The sequence below is a fragment of the Variovorax sp. Soil_C_12 genome, from assembly GCF_057657375.1.
Map to the genome: position 1 here is coordinate 179,940 of NZ_JBDGIO010000003.1, position 14,999 is coordinate 194,938.

Annotated in this window: 15 protein-coding genes and 1 tRNA gene; 6 read left to right on the plus strand and 10 right to left on the minus strand. The window is 68.4% G+C overall.

The genetic code is table 11. From position 1 onward, the window contains the following. Positions 1 to 98: 98 nt before the first annotated feature. From AC3A6X_RS09530 to AC3A6X_RS09550, 5 genes are all read left to right on the plus strand, one after another. Positions 99 to 2,642 carry a PAS domain-containing sensor histidine kinase gene (locus tag AC3A6X_RS09530; protein WP_487841971.1) on the plus strand — a complete coding sequence of 848 codons (2,544 nt, stop codon included), beginning with the start codon at positions 99 to 101 and terminating at the stop codon, positions 2,640 to 2,642. After that, complete coding sequence (locus tag AC3A6X_RS09535; RefSeq protein ID WP_028253580.1) at positions 2,639 to 3,268, plus strand: response regulator transcription factor; 630 nt, start codon at positions 2,639 to 2,641, stop codon at positions 3,266 to 3,268. The genes AC3A6X_RS09530 and AC3A6X_RS09535 overlap by 4 nt, the downstream gene beginning before the upstream one ends. A gap of 76 nt (positions 3,269 to 3,344) precedes the next feature. Continuing rightward, positions 3,345 to 4,190 (plus strand): bifunctional methylenetetrahydrofolate dehydrogenase/methenyltetrahydrofolate cyclohydrolase FolD, encoded by an 846-nt coding sequence (folD, locus tag AC3A6X_RS09540; RefSeq protein ID WP_487841972.1) that lies wholly within the window; start codon positions 3,345 to 3,347, stop codon positions 4,188 to 4,190. 34 nt (positions 4,191 to 4,224) lie between these two features. Further along, positions 4,225 to 6,285 carry a M3 family metallopeptidase gene (locus AC3A6X_RS09545; protein ID WP_487841973.1) on the plus strand — a complete coding sequence of 687 codons (2,061 nt, stop codon included), beginning with the start codon at positions 4,225 to 4,227 and terminating at the stop codon, positions 6,283 to 6,285. 116 nt (positions 6,286 to 6,401) lie between these two features. Beyond that, positions 6,402 to 7,031 (plus strand): glutaredoxin family protein, encoded by a 630-nt coding sequence (locus AC3A6X_RS09550; protein WP_487841974.1) that lies wholly within the window; start codon positions 6,402 to 6,404, stop codon positions 7,029 to 7,031. Positions 7,032 to 7,057: 26 nt separating this feature from the next. On the opposite strand, the gene rpiA is transcribed toward AC3A6X_RS09550, so the two are convergent. Continuing rightward, complete coding sequence (rpiA, locus tag AC3A6X_RS09555) at positions 7,058 to 7,759, minus strand: ribose-5-phosphate isomerase RpiA (protein WP_309973147.1); 702 nt, start codon at positions 7,757 to 7,759, stop codon at positions 7,058 to 7,060. A 37-nt stretch (positions 7,760 to 7,796) separates the two neighbouring features. On the opposite strand from rpiA, the gene AC3A6X_RS09560 reads away from it, so the two are divergent. Next, positions 7,797 to 8,864, plus strand: coding sequence for a quinone-dependent dihydroorotate dehydrogenase (locus tag AC3A6X_RS09560; RefSeq protein ID WP_487841975.1), 1,068 nt, complete (start codon positions 7,797 to 7,799; stop codon positions 8,862 to 8,864). A 13-nt stretch (positions 8,865 to 8,877) separates the two neighbouring features. Here the strand turns inward: AC3A6X_RS09560 and AC3A6X_RS09565 are convergent, their stop codons facing one another. From AC3A6X_RS09565 to hscB, 9 genes are all read right to left on the minus strand, one after another. After that, on the minus strand, positions 8,878 to 9,570 hold the full coding sequence (locus tag AC3A6X_RS09565; RefSeq protein ID WP_487841976.1) for a phage holin family protein: 693 nt from the start codon (positions 9,568 to 9,570) through the stop codon (positions 8,878 to 8,880). Positions 9,571 to 9,606: 36 nt separating this feature from the next. Continuing rightward, the gene (locus AC3A6X_RS09570; protein ID WP_106557786.1) at positions 9,607 to 9,915 is read right to left on the minus strand and encodes a glycine zipper domain-containing protein; all 309 of its coding nucleotides are present in this window, start codon (positions 9,913 to 9,915) and stop codon (positions 9,607 to 9,609) included. A gap of 93 nt (positions 9,916 to 10,008) precedes the next feature. After that, complete coding sequence (locus AC3A6X_RS09575; protein ID WP_487841977.1) at positions 10,009 to 11,106, minus strand: NAD(P)/FAD-dependent oxidoreductase; 1,098 nt, start codon at positions 11,104 to 11,106, stop codon at positions 10,009 to 10,011. A gap of 26 nt (positions 11,107 to 11,132) precedes the next feature. Further along, positions 11,133 to 11,276: a stereocilin gene (locus AC3A6X_RS09580; protein WP_106557788.1), complete on the minus strand. Its 144-nt coding sequence runs from the start codon at positions 11,274 to 11,276 to the stop codon at positions 11,133 to 11,135. A 116-nt stretch (positions 11,277 to 11,392) separates the two neighbouring features. After that, a tRNA-Val gene (locus AC3A6X_RS09585) sits at positions 11,393 to 11,467 on the minus strand. A 76-nt stretch (positions 11,468 to 11,543) separates the two neighbouring features. Beyond that, the gene (dnaQ, locus tag AC3A6X_RS09590) at positions 11,544 to 12,266 is read right to left on the minus strand and encodes a DNA polymerase III subunit epsilon (RefSeq protein ID WP_487841978.1); all 723 of its coding nucleotides are present in this window, start codon (positions 12,264 to 12,266) and stop codon (positions 11,544 to 11,546) included. Continuing rightward, entirely contained in the window at positions 12,266 to 12,604 is a 339-nt protein-coding gene (fdx, locus tag AC3A6X_RS09595) for an ISC system 2Fe-2S type ferredoxin (protein WP_487841979.1), read from the minus strand. The genes dnaQ and fdx overlap by 1 nt, the downstream gene beginning before the upstream one ends. A gap of 8 nt (positions 12,605 to 12,612) precedes the next feature. After that, on the minus strand, positions 12,613 to 14,469 hold the full coding sequence (gene hscA, locus AC3A6X_RS09600; protein ID WP_487841980.1) for a Fe-S protein assembly chaperone HscA: 1,857 nt from the start codon (positions 14,467 to 14,469) through the stop codon (positions 12,613 to 12,615). Positions 14,470 to 14,473: 4 nt separating this feature from the next. Then, positions 14,474 to 14,992 (minus strand): Fe-S protein assembly co-chaperone HscB, encoded by a 519-nt coding sequence (gene hscB / locus AC3A6X_RS09605; RefSeq protein ID WP_487841981.1) that lies wholly within the window; start codon positions 14,990 to 14,992, stop codon positions 14,474 to 14,476. Positions 14,993 to 14,999: the final 7 nt, after the last annotated feature.

Sequence of the window (14,999 nt, forward strand, 5' to 3'; positions counted from 1 at the left end):
TTCATAGATGGAGAAATGAACCTCATCGCCTCTTTCGCAGTCATGTCACTGCCCCCAGCCCACATGCCCGTGGAAAGGCCTTCCCCTACACTCGCTCGATGCCCTTCTCCTCCCCGATCGCGGTGGCGCGCAGCGCCGTCAGCGCGTCGCCGCTTTCCTGGTGGCGGCGCTGGTGGCGCCGGCAGACGCCGATGCTGCAGGACGCGGTGGCGATGCTGGCTCCGCTGGCGGCGGTGCTGCTGTTCCTGGCCGCCATCGTCTCCGCCTTCTGGTACCTGCGCGCGGAGGAGGTGGAGCGCGAGCAGGAGTCGGTGAAGCGCGACGTCGAGTACGCCCAGCAGCGCGTGCGCCTGCGCCTGCTGGAGCGCCAGGAGCAGCTGATGCGCCTGGCGCGCGACGCCTCCAACCGCGAGATCGACGCGACCGAGTTCTCGAGCCGGGCGGAGTCGCTGGTGAGCCAGTTCCCCGAGCTGCAGGCCATCAGCTGGATCGACGACCGGCGCCGCTTCAAGGCCGGCTACGCCGCACCCAGCGTGCACCCGTCCCAGCAGCATGCGGTGGGCGACGTGCTGCGGCCGGGCGACATCGAAAGCAACTACGCGCTGGCGCGCGAGCTGCGCCAGCCGGTGTTCTCGCAGCCGGTGGCGGGCGGCGATCCGACGGCGATGCTGCAATTGCACGTCCCCTTCTTCGACCAGGGCCTGTTCGCCGGCGAGGTGCTGGGCGAGTTCTCGATCGACGGCATCCTGCGCTACGGCATGCCCTCCGAAGTGTCGGCGCGCTATGCGGTCTCGCTGCTCGACGCCAAGGGCGGGCTGATCGCCGGCAACACGGTCGCCAGCCCGCGCGAGGCCGAGACCCGCCTGCTGCCCTGGAGCGAGCAGACCAACGAATACGAGGTCCCGGTGTCGCCGGTGGGCAATGCGCTGGTGCTGCGGGCGCAGGCCTACCGCACCTCGCAGGGCGTGGTCGGCAACGGGCTGTTCTGGCTGGTCGGCGCGCTCAGCGTGCTCACGAGCTGGATGCTGATCGGCACCTGGCGCCACACGCGGCGGCGGCTGCAGGCCCAGCAGGCGCTGGTGGCCGAGACCAACTTCCGGCGCGCGATGGAAAACTCCATGCTCACCGGCATGCGCGTGCTCGACCTCGAGGGCCGCATCACCTACGTCAACGCCGCCTTCTGCGCGATGACCGGCTGGGACGAGAGCGAGCTGGTCGGCCAGACGCCGCCCTTCCCCTACTGGCTGGAATCCGACCGCGAGATCATGAACGAGCGGCTCGAGGAAGAGCTGCACGGCCGCGCGCTGCCGGGCGGCTTCCAGGTGCGCGTCAAGCGCAAGAACGGCACCGTGTTCAACGCCCGCCTCTACGTCTCGCCGCTGATCGACGCACGCGGCCACCAGACCGGCTGGATGACCTCGATGACCGACATCACAGAGCCGACCCGCATCCGCGAGCAGCTCTCGGCCTCCTACGAGCGCTTCACTACCGTGCTGGAAGCGCTGGACGCCTCGGTGTCGGTCGCACCGCTCGGCAGCGAGGAACTGCTGTTCGCCAACAAGCTGTACCGGCTCTGGTTCGGCTCCGACACCGTCGGCCACCTGGGCATGGTGGCGCAGGCCGGCGTGCCGGCCTCGCATGCGCACGACGATGCGCTGGACGACGTCGACCCCTTCGCCGGCCTGCCGATCGACCAGTTGACCGCCGCGCAGCCGGCCAACAACGAGATCTTCGTGCCCGAGCTCGGCAAGTGGCTGGAAGTGCGCTCGCGCTACCTGACCTGGGTCGACGGCCGCCTGGCGCAGCTGGTGATCGCGACCGACATCACGCCGCGCCGCATGGCCGAGGACCTGTCGGCCGCGCAGGCCGACCGCGCCCAGGCTGCCAGCCGGCTGATCACGATGGGCGAGATGGCCTCCAGCGTGGCGCACGAGCTCAACCAGCCGCTGACCGCGATCACCAACTACTGCAACGGGATGATGTCGCGCATCCGCGGCCAGCAGATCGATTCGGATGCCCTGCTCGCGGCCCTGGACAAGACTTCCAAGCAGGCGCAGCGGGCGGGCCAGATCATCCAGCGCATCCGCTCCTTCGTGAAGCGCAGCGAGCCCAACCGCACGCCGGCCGAGGTCTCGACGATGGTGAGCGAGGCGGTCGAGCTCGCCGGTATCGAGCTCAGGCGCCGCAACGTGCGCCTCAACCACTACGTGGCGGCGCGGCTGCCGGTGGTGCGGGTCGATCCGATCCTGATCGAGCAGGTAATGGTCAACCTGCTGAAGAACGCGGCCGAGTCCATCGACCTGGCCGACCGGCCGCTGGCGCGCCGCAGCGTCGAGCTGCGCGTGCTGCCCAAGGTCATCGACGGCCAGAACGCCATCGAGTTCTCGGTGCAGGACACCGGCATGGGCCTGGCGCCGGAAGTCATGGACCGGCTCTACGAGGCCTTCTTCTCCACCAAGCCCGAAGGCATGGGCATCGGGCTCAACCTCTGCCGCACCATTGTCGAGTCGCACCGCGGCCGGATGCGGGCAGAGAACATCTACAATGGCCCGGACGTGGTCGGATGCCGTTTTTCCTTCTGGATTCCGGTGTTGGACGCTATTGATTCCGTAGCAAGCAACGAGGCGAAAGTACCCGCATGAGTTTGATTCCGAAGAAGGGCACGGTCTATGTCGTCGACGACGACGAAGCAGTCCGCGATTCGTTGCAATGGCTGCTCGAAGGCAAGGACTACCGGGTCCGCTGCTTCGATTCGGCCGAGTCCTTTCTCTCGCGCTACGACCCGCGCGAAGTCGCCTGCCTGATCGTCGACATCCGCATGGGCGGCATGTCGGGCATCGAGCTGCAAGACCGCCTGATCGAGCGCCGCTCGCCGCTCCCCATCGTCGTCATCACCGGGCACGGCGACGTCCCCATGGCGGTCGACAGCATGAAGAAGGGCGCGATGGACTTCATCCAGAAACCCTTCAACGACGAAGCGCTGGTGGCCCTGGTCGAGCGCATGCTCGAGCATGCACGCGGCGCCTTCGCCCAGCACCAGCAGTCGGCCAGCCGCGATGCGCTGCTGTCCAAGCTGACCGGCCGCGAGGCCCAGGTGCTCGAACGCATCGTCGCCGGCCGGCTCAACAAGCAGATCGCCGACGACCTCGGCATCAGCATCAAGACGGTGGAGGCGCATCGCGCCAACATCATGGAAAAGCTCAACGCCAACACGGTGGCCGACCTGCTCAAGATCGCACTCGGGCAAGCAGCCCCCGCCAAAGCCTGACGGCCATCGCGGCCATAGCCACAATCAAATCCGACGCCTGCGCAAGCGGGCGTTTTTACTTGGAGAATTGAAAACGATGACAGCTCAACTGATCGACGGCAATGCACTCGCGGCGCGCACCCGGGCCGATGTGGCGCGCCGGGTGCAGGCGCTCAAGGCGCGCGGCATCGCGCCGGGGCTCGCCGTGATCCTGGTGGGCGAGGACCCGGCCAGCCAGGTCTACGTGCGCCACAAGGTCAAGGACAGCGAAGAAGCCGGCCTGCATTCGGTGCTGGAGCGCCACCCGCCCACGCTGTCCGAAGCCGAGCTGCTGGCGCGCATCGATGCGCTCAACAAGGACCCGGCCATCCACGGCATCCTGGTGCAGTTGCCGCTGCCCAAGCACATCGACGCGGCCCGCGTCATCGAATCGATCTCGCCCGCCAAGGACGTGGACGGCTTCCACGTCGCCAGCGCCGGCGCGCTGGTGACCGGCCAGCCCGGCTTCTGGCCCTGCACGCCCTACGGCTGCATGAAGATGCTGGAGTCCATCGGCTACGAGCTGCGCGGCAAGCATGCGGTGGTGATCGGCCGCAGCAACATCGTCGGCAAGCCGATGGCCATGATGCTGCTGGCCAAGAGCGCCACCGTGACCATCTGCCACAGCGCCACGCAGGATCTCGCCGCCTTCACGCGCCAGGCCGACGTGGTCGTCGCCGCGGTCGGCAAGCGCAATGTGCTCACGGCCGACATGGTCAAGCCCGGCGCCGTGATCATCGACGTGGGCATGAACCGCAACGACGAGGGCAAGCTCTGCGGCGACGTCGACTTCGAGGGCGTGCGCGAGGTGGCGGGGTGGATCACCCCGGTCCCCGGCGGCGTCGGCCCCATGACCCGCGCAATGCTGCTCGTCAACACCCTGGAAGCGGCCGAACGCTCTTGAACTCCTTCGGCCCTACCGCCAACTGCCTCAGACCATGACCAATCCGCTCCTCGACTTCAACGATCTCCCGCTCTTCGACCAGATCAGGCCCGAGCATGTCGCCCCCGCGGTCGACGTGCTGCTGGCCGATGCCGAGGCGGCCCTGCAGACGGTCACGGCGCCCGAGTTCCCGGCTGACTGGAACGCGATCGCCAAGGTGCTGGATGTCGCCTCGGAGCGCTTCAGCCGCGCCTGGGGTGCGGTGGGCCACCTCAACGCGGTGGCCGACACGCCCGAGCTGCGTGCGGCCTACAACGAGGCCATGCCGCGCGTCACCGCCTTCTGGACGCGCCTGGGCTCCGACGAGCGGCTCTACGCCAAGTACAAGGCCATCGATCCGGCAACGCTGAACACGGAGCAGCGGCAGGCGCATCGCTATGCAGTGCGCAACTTCGTGCTCGGCGGCGCCGAGCTGCAGGGTGAGGCCAAGAAGCGCTTTGCCGAGATCCAGGAGCGTCAGGCCGAGCTGAGCCAGAAGTTCAGCGAGAACGCGCTCGACGCCACCGACGCCTTCGCCTATTACGCGCAGTTCGGCGAGCTGGAAGGCCTGCCCGAGGACGTGATCAGCGCCGCGCGCGCGGCGGCCGAGGCCGAGGGCAAGCAGGGCTACAAGCTCACGCTGAAGATGCCTTCCTACCTGCCGGTCATGCAGTTCGCGAAGAGCAGCGCGCTGCGCGAGAAGCTCTACCGCGCCTACGTCACGCGCGCCAGCGAGTTCGGCGACCCGGCGCTCGACAACACCGAGCTCATCCGCGAGATCCTCGCGCTGCGCCAGGAAGAAGCGAAGCTCCTGGGCTACCCCAACTTCGGCGAACTCTCGATCGTGCCCAAGATGGCCGAGTCGGCCGATCAGGTCATCCGCTTCCTGCGCGACCTCGCCACCAAGGCCCGCCCCTTCGGCGAGCGCGACCTGGCCGACCTGCGGGTCTTCGCCTCGCAGCAGCTGTCCATCGGCGATCCGCAGCCCTGGGACTGGAGCTACATCGGCGAGAAGCTCAAGGAAGCGCGCTACGCTTTCAGCGAGCAGGAGGTCAAGCAGTACTTCACCGCGCCGAAGGTGATGGCGGGCCTGTTCAAGATCGTCGAGACGCTGTTCGAGGTGTCGATCCGCCGCGACAGCGCGCCGGTGTGGCACCCGAGTGTCGAGTTCTACCGCATCGAGCGCCAAACCCCAGAAGGTCGCCAGAAGGTCGGCCAGTTCTACCTCGACCCCTCGGCCCGCGCCGCCAAGCGCGGCGGCGCCTGGATGGACGACGTGCGGGCCCGCTGGCTGCGCCCTGACAACGGCACGCTTCAGACGCCGGTCGCGCAGCTGGTCTGCAACTTCGCCGAGGGCGTGGACGGCAAGCCGCCGCTGCTCACGCATGACGACGTGACCACGCTCTTCCACGAGTTCGGCCACGGCCTGCACCATATGCTCACCCAGGTGAACGAGCGCGACGTCTCCGGCATCAGCGGGGTGGAATGGGATGCCGTCGAACTGCCCAGCCAGTTCATGGAGAACTTCTGCTGGGAATGGGAGGTGCTCGCGCACATGACGGCACATGTCGACAGCGGCGAGCCGCTGCCGCGCCCGCTCTTCGACAAGATGATCGCGGCCAAAAACTTCCAGAGCGGACTGCAGACGCTGCGCCAGATCGAGTTCTCGCTCTTCGACATGCTGCTGCACACCGAGCACGACGCCGCCACCGCCAAGTCCGGCGACGTGATGGCCCTGCTCGAGAAGGTGCGCGCCGAAGTCGCGGTGATGCCCGCGCCGCCCTTCAGCCGCACGCCCAACACCTTCAGCCACATCTTCTCGGGCGGGTATGCGGCCGGCTACTACAGCTACAAGTGGGCCGAGGTGCTGAGCGCCGACGCCTACGCCGCCTTCGAGGAAACCGCCGGCGCCAACGGCGAGCCGAGCATCGAGACCGGCCGCCGCTATCGCCAGGCCATCCTCGAGGCCGGCGGCAGCCGCACCGCGATGGAGTCCTTCAAGGCCTTCCGCGGCCGCGAGCCGCAGCTCGACGCCCTGTTGCGCCACCAGGGAATGACCGAGGCGCAGCCGGCCTGAGCCGCCGGGCCGCTCCCAAGGCGATACCGCAGCCGAAGGCGAAGGTACTCCCGTGATCTGGCCTTCTGGCGGCCGGGCCTGAGATACTCCGCGGCATCGGATCACGAAAGGCATCGATGAAGATTCACTCGCGTTTCTCGGCCCCCGCCCTCTTGTTGCTGCTCGCCGCCGGAGCCGCCTTTGCGCAGCCGGTCTATCGCCATGTCGACAAGAACGGCAAGGTCACCTTCTCCGATCAGCCGCCGGCGGCCGATGCCCAGGCGGCGACGCCGCGCGGCGGCGCTGCAGGCGGTGCCGGCCCCGCCCTCCCCTACGAACTGCGGCAAGTGGTGCAGCGCTACCCCGTCACGATCTACACCGGCGACGAGTGCGGCCCTTGCGGTGCCGGCCGCTCGCTGCTGGTGACGCGGGGCATTCCTTTCGAGGAGCGCACCGTGAAGAGCAACGAGGACATCGAGACGCTGCAACGCCTGAGCGGCCAGAGCTCGCTGCCGCTGCTCTCCATCGGCTCGCAGCAACTCAAGGGCTTCTCGGACGCGGAATGGTCGCAGTACCTGGACGCGGCCGGCTACCCCAAGAGCGCCCAGTTGCCGGCGGGCTATCGCAATCCGCCGGCGCAGCCGCTGGTCGCGATCCAGGCGGCGCCCGCGGCGCCTGTCAGGCCTGTCGCCGCACCCGCTCCGGCGCCTGCGCCGGCCGCGGCCAACGGGCCGACGCCGAGCAATCCGGCGGGCATCAAGTTCTGAAGTTCTGTGGAGGGCGGCCGCTGCGCTCAGTCGAAGCGCAGCGTCTGAACGCCCGAAGGCGTGCCCAACAGGCAAAGATTGGCGCGCTGGTGGGCGAAAACGCCGACGGTCACCACGCCGGGCCATTGGTTCACTTCCGACTCGAAGCCCAGTGGGTCGGTGATCCGCAGGCCCGTCACGTCGATGATGTGCTGGCCGTTGTCGGTGACCAGGGCGGCACCGTCCTTCTCGCGCACTTGTGCCATGCCGCCGAGGCGGGCGAACTGCCGGATCACGCGCTGCGCTGCCATCGGGATCACCTCCACCGGCAGCGGGAAGGCACCGAGGGTGTTCACGCGCTTGGAGGCGTCGGCGATGCAGATGAAGCGCCGGGACTGCGCCGCGACGATCTTCTCGCGCGTCAGCGCCGCGCCGCCGCCCTTGATCATGTAGCCCCGGCCATCGATCTCGTCGGCGCCGTCGATGTAGACGGCGAGTTCTTCCACCTCGTTGCTGTCGAACACCGGGATGCCCAGCGCCCGCAGGCGCTCGGTCGATGCCACCGAGCTCGACACGGCGCCCCGGATGTCTTCCTTGATGGTGGCCAGGGCATCGATGAACTTGTTGACGGTCGAGCCGGTGCCGACGCCGACGATGTCTCCCTTCGCGACATGGGCGAGTGCGGCGCGGCCGACCTGCGCCTTCTGCTCATCCTGGGACAGCGCCGGAACGGAAGGGGGGGAATTCATCGGGGACAATCCTTGTGACGAAGCCCGCAATTATCCAATGTCCCTGCTGCTGCCCTCCTCGCTTTACACACTAGCCCGACCTTTCCTCTTCGGCTTCGACCCCGAGCATGCCCACGAGCTGACGCTCGACGCACTGGCGCGCACACAGAACACACCGCTTGCGTGCGCGTACGCCGCGCCCCGGGTCGACGACCGGCTGACGCTGGCGGGCCTGCGCTTTCCGAACCGGATCGGCCTGGCCGCAGGGCTGGACAAGAACGCCCGCTGCATCGACGCCTTCGCCGCCATGGGCTTCGGCTTCGTCGAGGTCGGCACGGTGACGCCCAAGGCGCAGCCGGGCAATCCCAAGCCGCGCATGTTCAGGCTGCCGCAGCGCAACGCCCTCATCAACCGGCTGGGCTTCAACAACGAAGGGCTGGACACCTTCCTGACCAACGTTCAGCGCGCGCGCTTCAGGCGCGACGCCGGCAAGGCGCCGATGCTGCTGGGCCTCAACATCGGCAAGAACGCCGCAACGCCGATCGAGCGGGCCGTGGACGACTACCTGGTCTGCCTGGACGGCGTGTATTCGCATGCCGACTATGTGACGGTCAACATCTCCAGCCCCAACACCGCGAACCTGCGCTCGCTGCAGAGCGACGAGGCGCTGGACGCGCTGCTCGGCGCGGTGGCGGACAAGCGCGAGGCCCTGGCGCAGCGCCATGGCAAGCGGGTGCCGCTGTTCGTGAAGATCGCGCCGGATCTGGAAGAAGCGCAGGTCCAGGTGATTGCCGCCACGCTGCGACGACACGGCATGGACGGCGTGATCGCCACCAACACCACGCTGGCACGCGACGCTGTCGCAGGCCTGCCCCATGCGAACGAAACGGGCGGCCTCTCGGGTACGCCGGTGCGGGAGGCGAGCAACCGGGTGATCGCCCAGCTGCGAGCGGCCCTGGGCGCCGATTTCCCGATCATCGGGGTCGGCGGCGTGCTGAGCGGGGCCGACGCGCAGGCCAAGGTCGACGCCGGCGCGGACCTGGTGCAGATCTACACCGGGCTCATCTACAAGGGACCGGCGCTGGTGCGCGAAGCCGCGCAGGCGCTGCTTCGGCACGGACGCTGAGCAGGCACGCCGCTCAGCGCATTCGCCACAGCACGGGAACGATCACCGCCGCCCAGCGCAGCAGACGGCGCGGACCGATCACCACGACGGCAGCAGCCGCCACGGCGCCGGTCGCGACCGGATGCTCGCGTGCGATCCGCAGCGCGGCGGCACTGGCGGTCTCGTCGGCAGGCGCCGGCCCCGCGGCCTTCGATGGCGCGCCCTGGAGGGTCGCGATGCGCTCACGCTGGCGCGCGATGCGTGCCAGCAGTTCCTCGCGGCTGCGTGGCCGGGGCTCGCGCGAAGACGCTTCGTCCTCGTCGCCCAGATCGAATCGCGCCTGCACCCATTCCCAGTCGCGCTCGAACTCGCGGCGAGCCGGCTCGAAGGCGTCCGAAGCGCTCCGCAGCGTCTTCATCAGGGCAACGACGGCGACCACCCAGAGCGCGATCCACACCACCGCCACCGACCAGGCGGAAGCAACGCGGTTGGGCGTATCCCAGAAATGCACGACGACCGCGACGGAGAGCAGCGCCACGGTGACGGTGGTGAGGCCGATCACGGCGACCACCAGGCCCAGCACCAGCCGCAGCCGCTGCCGTTCCTCTTCCCAGGCCAGCTTCAGCAGCTGGACACGGTCCTCGGCCGCCAGGGCGCCCTCCCCGGCCGCGATGCGCAGCCGGCGCAGGCGCGCATCCAGCCCGAGCAGGGACAGCAGCCTTTTCATGCGCGCCGCCTCCGGCGCGCGCCGGACCGCTCGCGCTCAGCGGCGGCCAAGCAGCAGACCCACCAGCACGCCCACCGCCAGGGCGGCACCGGCGATCTGCCATGGCTCGTCGTGAGCGTAGGCGTTGGCCGTGCTCGCCGCCTCGCGGGCCTTCTTGGCCGCGAGCTTGCTCTTCTCGGCGGCGAGCTCGCGAGCAATCGCCAGCTTGCTGTCGATGCGCTGGCGCAAGGCCTTGATGTGGGGCAAGGTGTCGAGTTCCTTGCTGGCAAGCACGCCGCGGACGTCGCTGGCGATATCTTCCGCCACGGCATTGGCCGCCGCTTCGAGGTTTGAGGATGCAGTCATTGAAATCTTCCCTCCGGGATTCCCACCGGCACCGCGCCGGCGACTTCACGCCGGACTGCGGCGTGGCATCCCATGGTACATGGCCGAATGGGGCTAAGGCAGCAAAGCCGCTACATGTCTTGCGATGGCGAGGCTGCTGGTGAGCCCGGGCGACTCGATGCCGAACAGATTGACCAGCCCCGCGACGCCGTGCGCTGCGGGCCCTTCGATCAGGAAATCGCGGGCCGGCTCTCCCGGACCGGAGATCTTCGGCCGGATGCCGGCATAGCCCGGAACGAGTGCGTTATCGGGCAGTGCCGGCCAGTACTTGCGCACCTCGGCATAGAAACCTTCGCCGCGCCGGGGATCGACCACCAGATCGCCGGGCGAATCGACCCATTGGACGTCCGGACCGAACTTGGCTTGGCCGCCGAGATCGAGCGTCAGATGCACGCCCAGTCCGACGGCTTCGGGCACCGGGTAGATCAGCCGGCTGAAAGGTGCGCGGCCTGTCAGGGTGAAATAGTTGCCCTTGGCGAAATAGGCCGCCGGGACCGCGCTCGCGGGCAAGCCCTCGAAGCGCCGCGCGAGCGCCGGTGCGCCCAGGCCCGCGGCGTTGACAACGCTGCGGCATCGCAGCGCGGTGCCGTCCTCTGCGATGAGCACGATGGCACCGTCCGTGCACTGCGCGCGCGCCACCGGCGATTTCAGCGCCAGCATGCCGCCCGCACTTTCCAGGTCGCCTTGCAGGCTCAGCATCAGCGCATGGCTGTCGACGATGCCCGTACTCGGCGAATGCAGGGCAGCCACGCATTCCAGTTGGGGTTCCATCGCCCGTGCCTGCTCGCGCGTGAGCAGGACCAGATCGTGCACTCCGTTGGCCAGGGCCTTGGCGGCGATCACGTCCAGCTCCGGCATCTGCGCCGGCGTCGTGGCCACGATCAACTTTCCGCAGCGGCGATGTGGGAGACCGCGCTGCTCGAGATACTCGTAGAGCAGCTGCTTGCCCTCGACGCACAGGCGAGCCTTCAGCGAGCCCTCGGGGTAGTAGATGCCGGCGTGGATCACCTCGCTGTTGCGAGAGCTGGTGCCGGTGCCGATGGCGCCCTCGGCCTCCAGCACGATGACCTCGCGTCGCGCGAGCGCAAGCGCTCGGGCCACTGCCAGGCCCACCACACCGGCGCCAATGACGGCGCAATCGAATTCGTCCATGCCGCGAGCTTAGCGGGCCCGCGCGCTCACTTCGGCTGGGACGAGAAGGGCTTCTCCGGATCGGTCGGCTCTGGTGGTGCGGAGGGGCCTTCGTCGGGCTCCACCGGCAGCTCCGGCACGTCGGGGGGGTCGGAGGTGATGGGCGTCGGAAGATCGGGGCTGGTGGCCATGACCGTTTTCTCCTTTCAGCGCCGTTCTACAGGATTGGGAACGTGCAACAACCGGCGCAAGACCGCAGTTTGCGTCGGCATGGGCCGACAACGCCAGCAGGAAGGGAAAAGGAAGTTGGTGGGCGGTGGAGGTTTCGAACCTCCGACCCCAGCAGTGTGAATGCTGTGCTCTACCCCTGAGCTAACCGCCCCTCCCGACACGACGACGGCGATCTGCGCATCGCATCGGTTGGATTCTTTCAGCGCCGCTTGGCGCGAAGCCTGCGATTATGCCACAGCATTTTCGGCTGCCTGCCGAAAAATCGTCCGGCCGTTGCTGGCCTTGTCGAGCTGCAGCAGCAGCTCTTCGTGAGCGGCGAGTTCGTGGTCGGCGGCCGTCAGCACCGGCAGGACGAAGCTGCGCAGATCGACCGCCACCACTGCGCTCCCCTGCACCGGCTCGTTGGCCGCGATGTCGATCAGCAGCGCGTCCTGGCCGCGCGTCAGGTTGATGTAGACATCGGCCAGCAGCTGCGCGTCCAGCTTGGCGCCGTGGAAGGTGCGGTTCGAGCGGTCCACGCCGAAGCGGTCGCACAGCGCATCGAGCGAATTGCGCTTGCCCGGGTACACCGTCTTCGCGAGCGCCAGCGTGTCGGTGACATCGCCCACGAAGCTGCGCAGCGGCGGCAGGCCGGCGAGCTCGAACTCCTTGTTGAGGAAGCCGACGTCGAAGGCCGCGTTATGGATGATCAGCTCGGCGTCGCGCAGGTACTCGACGATGTCGTTCGCCAGCGTCGCGAATTTCGGCTTGTCGCGCAGGAAGTCGCTCGTCAGCCCGTGCACCTTGAGCGCATCCTCGTGGCTCTCGCGCTCCGGATTGAAGTAGATGTGCAGGTCGTTGCCGGTGAGCTTGCGGCTGAACAGCTCCACGCATCCCAGTTCGATGATGCGGTCGCCGTTCTCGGCCGAAAGGCCCGTGGTTTCGGTGTCGAGAACGATTTGGCGCGTCATCAGTGGTTTTCTTTGGCGTGATTGATCGAGTACTTGGGGATTTCGACCGTGAGGTCGGTTTGGGCGAGTATCGCCTGGCAGCTGAGGCGCGATTGCGGCTCCAGACCCCAGGCGCGGTCGAGCAGGTCTTCCTCACCCTCCTGCGCCTCGTTGAGCGATTCGATGCCCTTGCGCACGATCACGTGGCAGGTGGTGCAGGCGCAACTCATCTCGCAGGCATGCTCGATGTCGATGTGGTTCTCGAGCATCGCCTCGCAGATCGAGGTGCCGGCGGGCGCGCTGATCTCGGCGCCCTCGGGGCAGTACTCGGCGTGGGGAAGGATCTTGATCGTGGGCATTGAGGCTTCTAGAGAGATTCGATCTGCCGGCCGGCGAGCGCGCGTGCAATGCCCGCGTTCATGCGCTGTGCGGCGAAGGCTTCGGTGCCGTCGGCCAGGGCCTTGGTCGCGGCCTCGATGGCGGCAGCATCGTCGGCCGATCGCGCGGCGCTCAACGCGCTCATCAGCACCTCGATGGCCTCGCGTTCCTCGGCGTCGAGCAGGTCGCCGTCGGCATCGAGCGCGCTGCGGGTGGCCAGCAGCATGCGGTCGGCGTCCACACGCGCCTCGACCAGCGCGCGCGCCTGCATGTCCTGCTGCGCGGTGGAGAAGCTGTCCTGCAGCATCCTCGCGATCTGGTCGTCGGACAGGCCATAGGAAGGCTTGACCGTCACGCTCGCCTCCACGCCGCTGCCCTGCTCCCTGGCACTCACGCTGAGCAGGCCATCGGCATCGACGGTGAAGGTGACCCGGATGCGCGCTGCGCCCGCGACCATCGGCGGGATGCCGCGCAGCTCGAAGCGCGCGAGGCTGCGGCAATCGGCGACCAGGTCGCGCTCGCCCTGCACCACATGCAGCGCCAGCGCGGTCTGGCCGTCCTGGTAAGTCGTGAAGTCCTGCGCCATCGCGGTCGGGATGGTCTGGTTGCGCGGCACGATGCGCTCGACCAGGCCGCCCATGGTCTCGATGCCGAGCGAGAGCGGGATCACGTCGAGCAGCAGCAGGTCGTCCGTGCCGCCGTTGCCGGCCAGCTGGTTCGCCTGGATCGCGGCGCCCAGCGCGACGACCTCGTCGGGATTCAGGTTGATCAGGGGGTCGCGGCCAAAGAACTCGGCCGCGGCGCGCCGGATCTGCGGCATGCGGGTCGCACCGCCGACCAGCACGATGCCCTGCAGCTCGCCCGGCTGCAGGCGGGCGTCGCGCAGCGCCTTGCGCACGGCCGCGATGGTGCGCGCGGTCAGGGCTGCGGTGGCGGCTTCGAACTGTGCGCGCGAGATGTCCAGGTGCAGTGCTCCGCCGGCCAGGGCCGCTTCGAAGGTGGCCGTGTCCGCGGCAGACAAGGCTTCCTTGGTGGCGCGTGCGGCGACGAGCAGGGCGGCCTTGTCCGCATCGCCGCGGGCCTCCAAGCCGGTCTGCGCCAGGGCGAAATCGGCGAGCGCGTGGTCGTAGTCATCTCCGCCGAGCGCGGAGTCGCCGCCGGTGGCGATCACCTCGAACACGCCCTGCGTCAGGCGCAGGATCGAGATGTCGAAAGTGCCGCCGCCGAGGTCGTAGACCGCATAGACGCCCTCGCTGGCGTTGTCCAGCCCGTAGGCGATCGCGGCCGCCGTCGGCTCGCTGATCAAGCGCAGCACGTTGAGCCCGGCGAGCTGGGCCGCATCCTTGGTCGCCTGGCGCTGGCCCTCGTCGAAGTAGGCGGGCACGGTGATCACGGCGCCGTAGAGCTCGTCGTCGAAGGTGTCCTCGGCGCGGTAGCGCAGCGTCGCGAGGATTTCGGCGCTCACCTCGATCGGCGACTTGGCACCGGCCGCCGTCTGCACCTGGACCATGCCCGCGTCGCCACCCAGGCGATAGGCCAGGGCCTCGCGATTGGTGACGTCCTGCACGCCGCGCCCCATCAGGCGCTTGACGGAGGTGATGACGTTGGACGGATCGGCCGCGCGTGCGGCCAGCGCGTCGAAGCCGATCTGGCGGCGGTCCTTGTCGAGGTAGCGCACGGCCGAGGGCAGAAGGACGCGGCCCTCGGCGTCGGGCAGGCACTCGGCGACGCCGTTACGCACGGACGCCACCAGCGAATGGGTGGTGCCAAGGTCGATGCCCACCGCGATGCGGCGCTGGTGCGGGTCGGGCGCCTGGCCGGGTTCTGAAATCTGCAGCAATGCCATGGCGCTATTGTCCCAACGCTTCGGATTTGGCCTCGATGTCCTCGGCAAAGCGCTCGATGAACATGAGGGCTCTCACCTGCCTGGCGGCGCCGGCGTAGTCGCTCTTTTCGTCGATCAGCCAGCCCAGCGACGACAAGGCGCGGGCGCGCCCGGCCTCGACCTCCGCACGCAGCTTGTCGAACGCGGCGGCGTCCCGCGCCTCGTCGAGCTCTTCCCGCCATTCCATCTGCTGCATCAGGAAATCGGGCGGCATCGCGGTGTTCTTCTCCGCATCGATCGGATGGCTGTTCAGTGCGCACAGGTAGCTCGCGCGCTTGATCGGGTCCTTCAGCCGCTGGTAGGCCTCGTTGATACGCACCGACCACTGCATCGCCACCCGCTGCGCCGCGGCGCCCTGGGCGGCGAAGCGGTCGGGGTGCGCTTCGCGCTGCAGTTCCTTCCAGCGCACGTCGAGTGCGGCGCGGTCCTGTGCAAAGCTCGCCGGCACGGCGAAGAGCTCGAAATCGCTGTCGTTCAGGTTCATGGCGTCA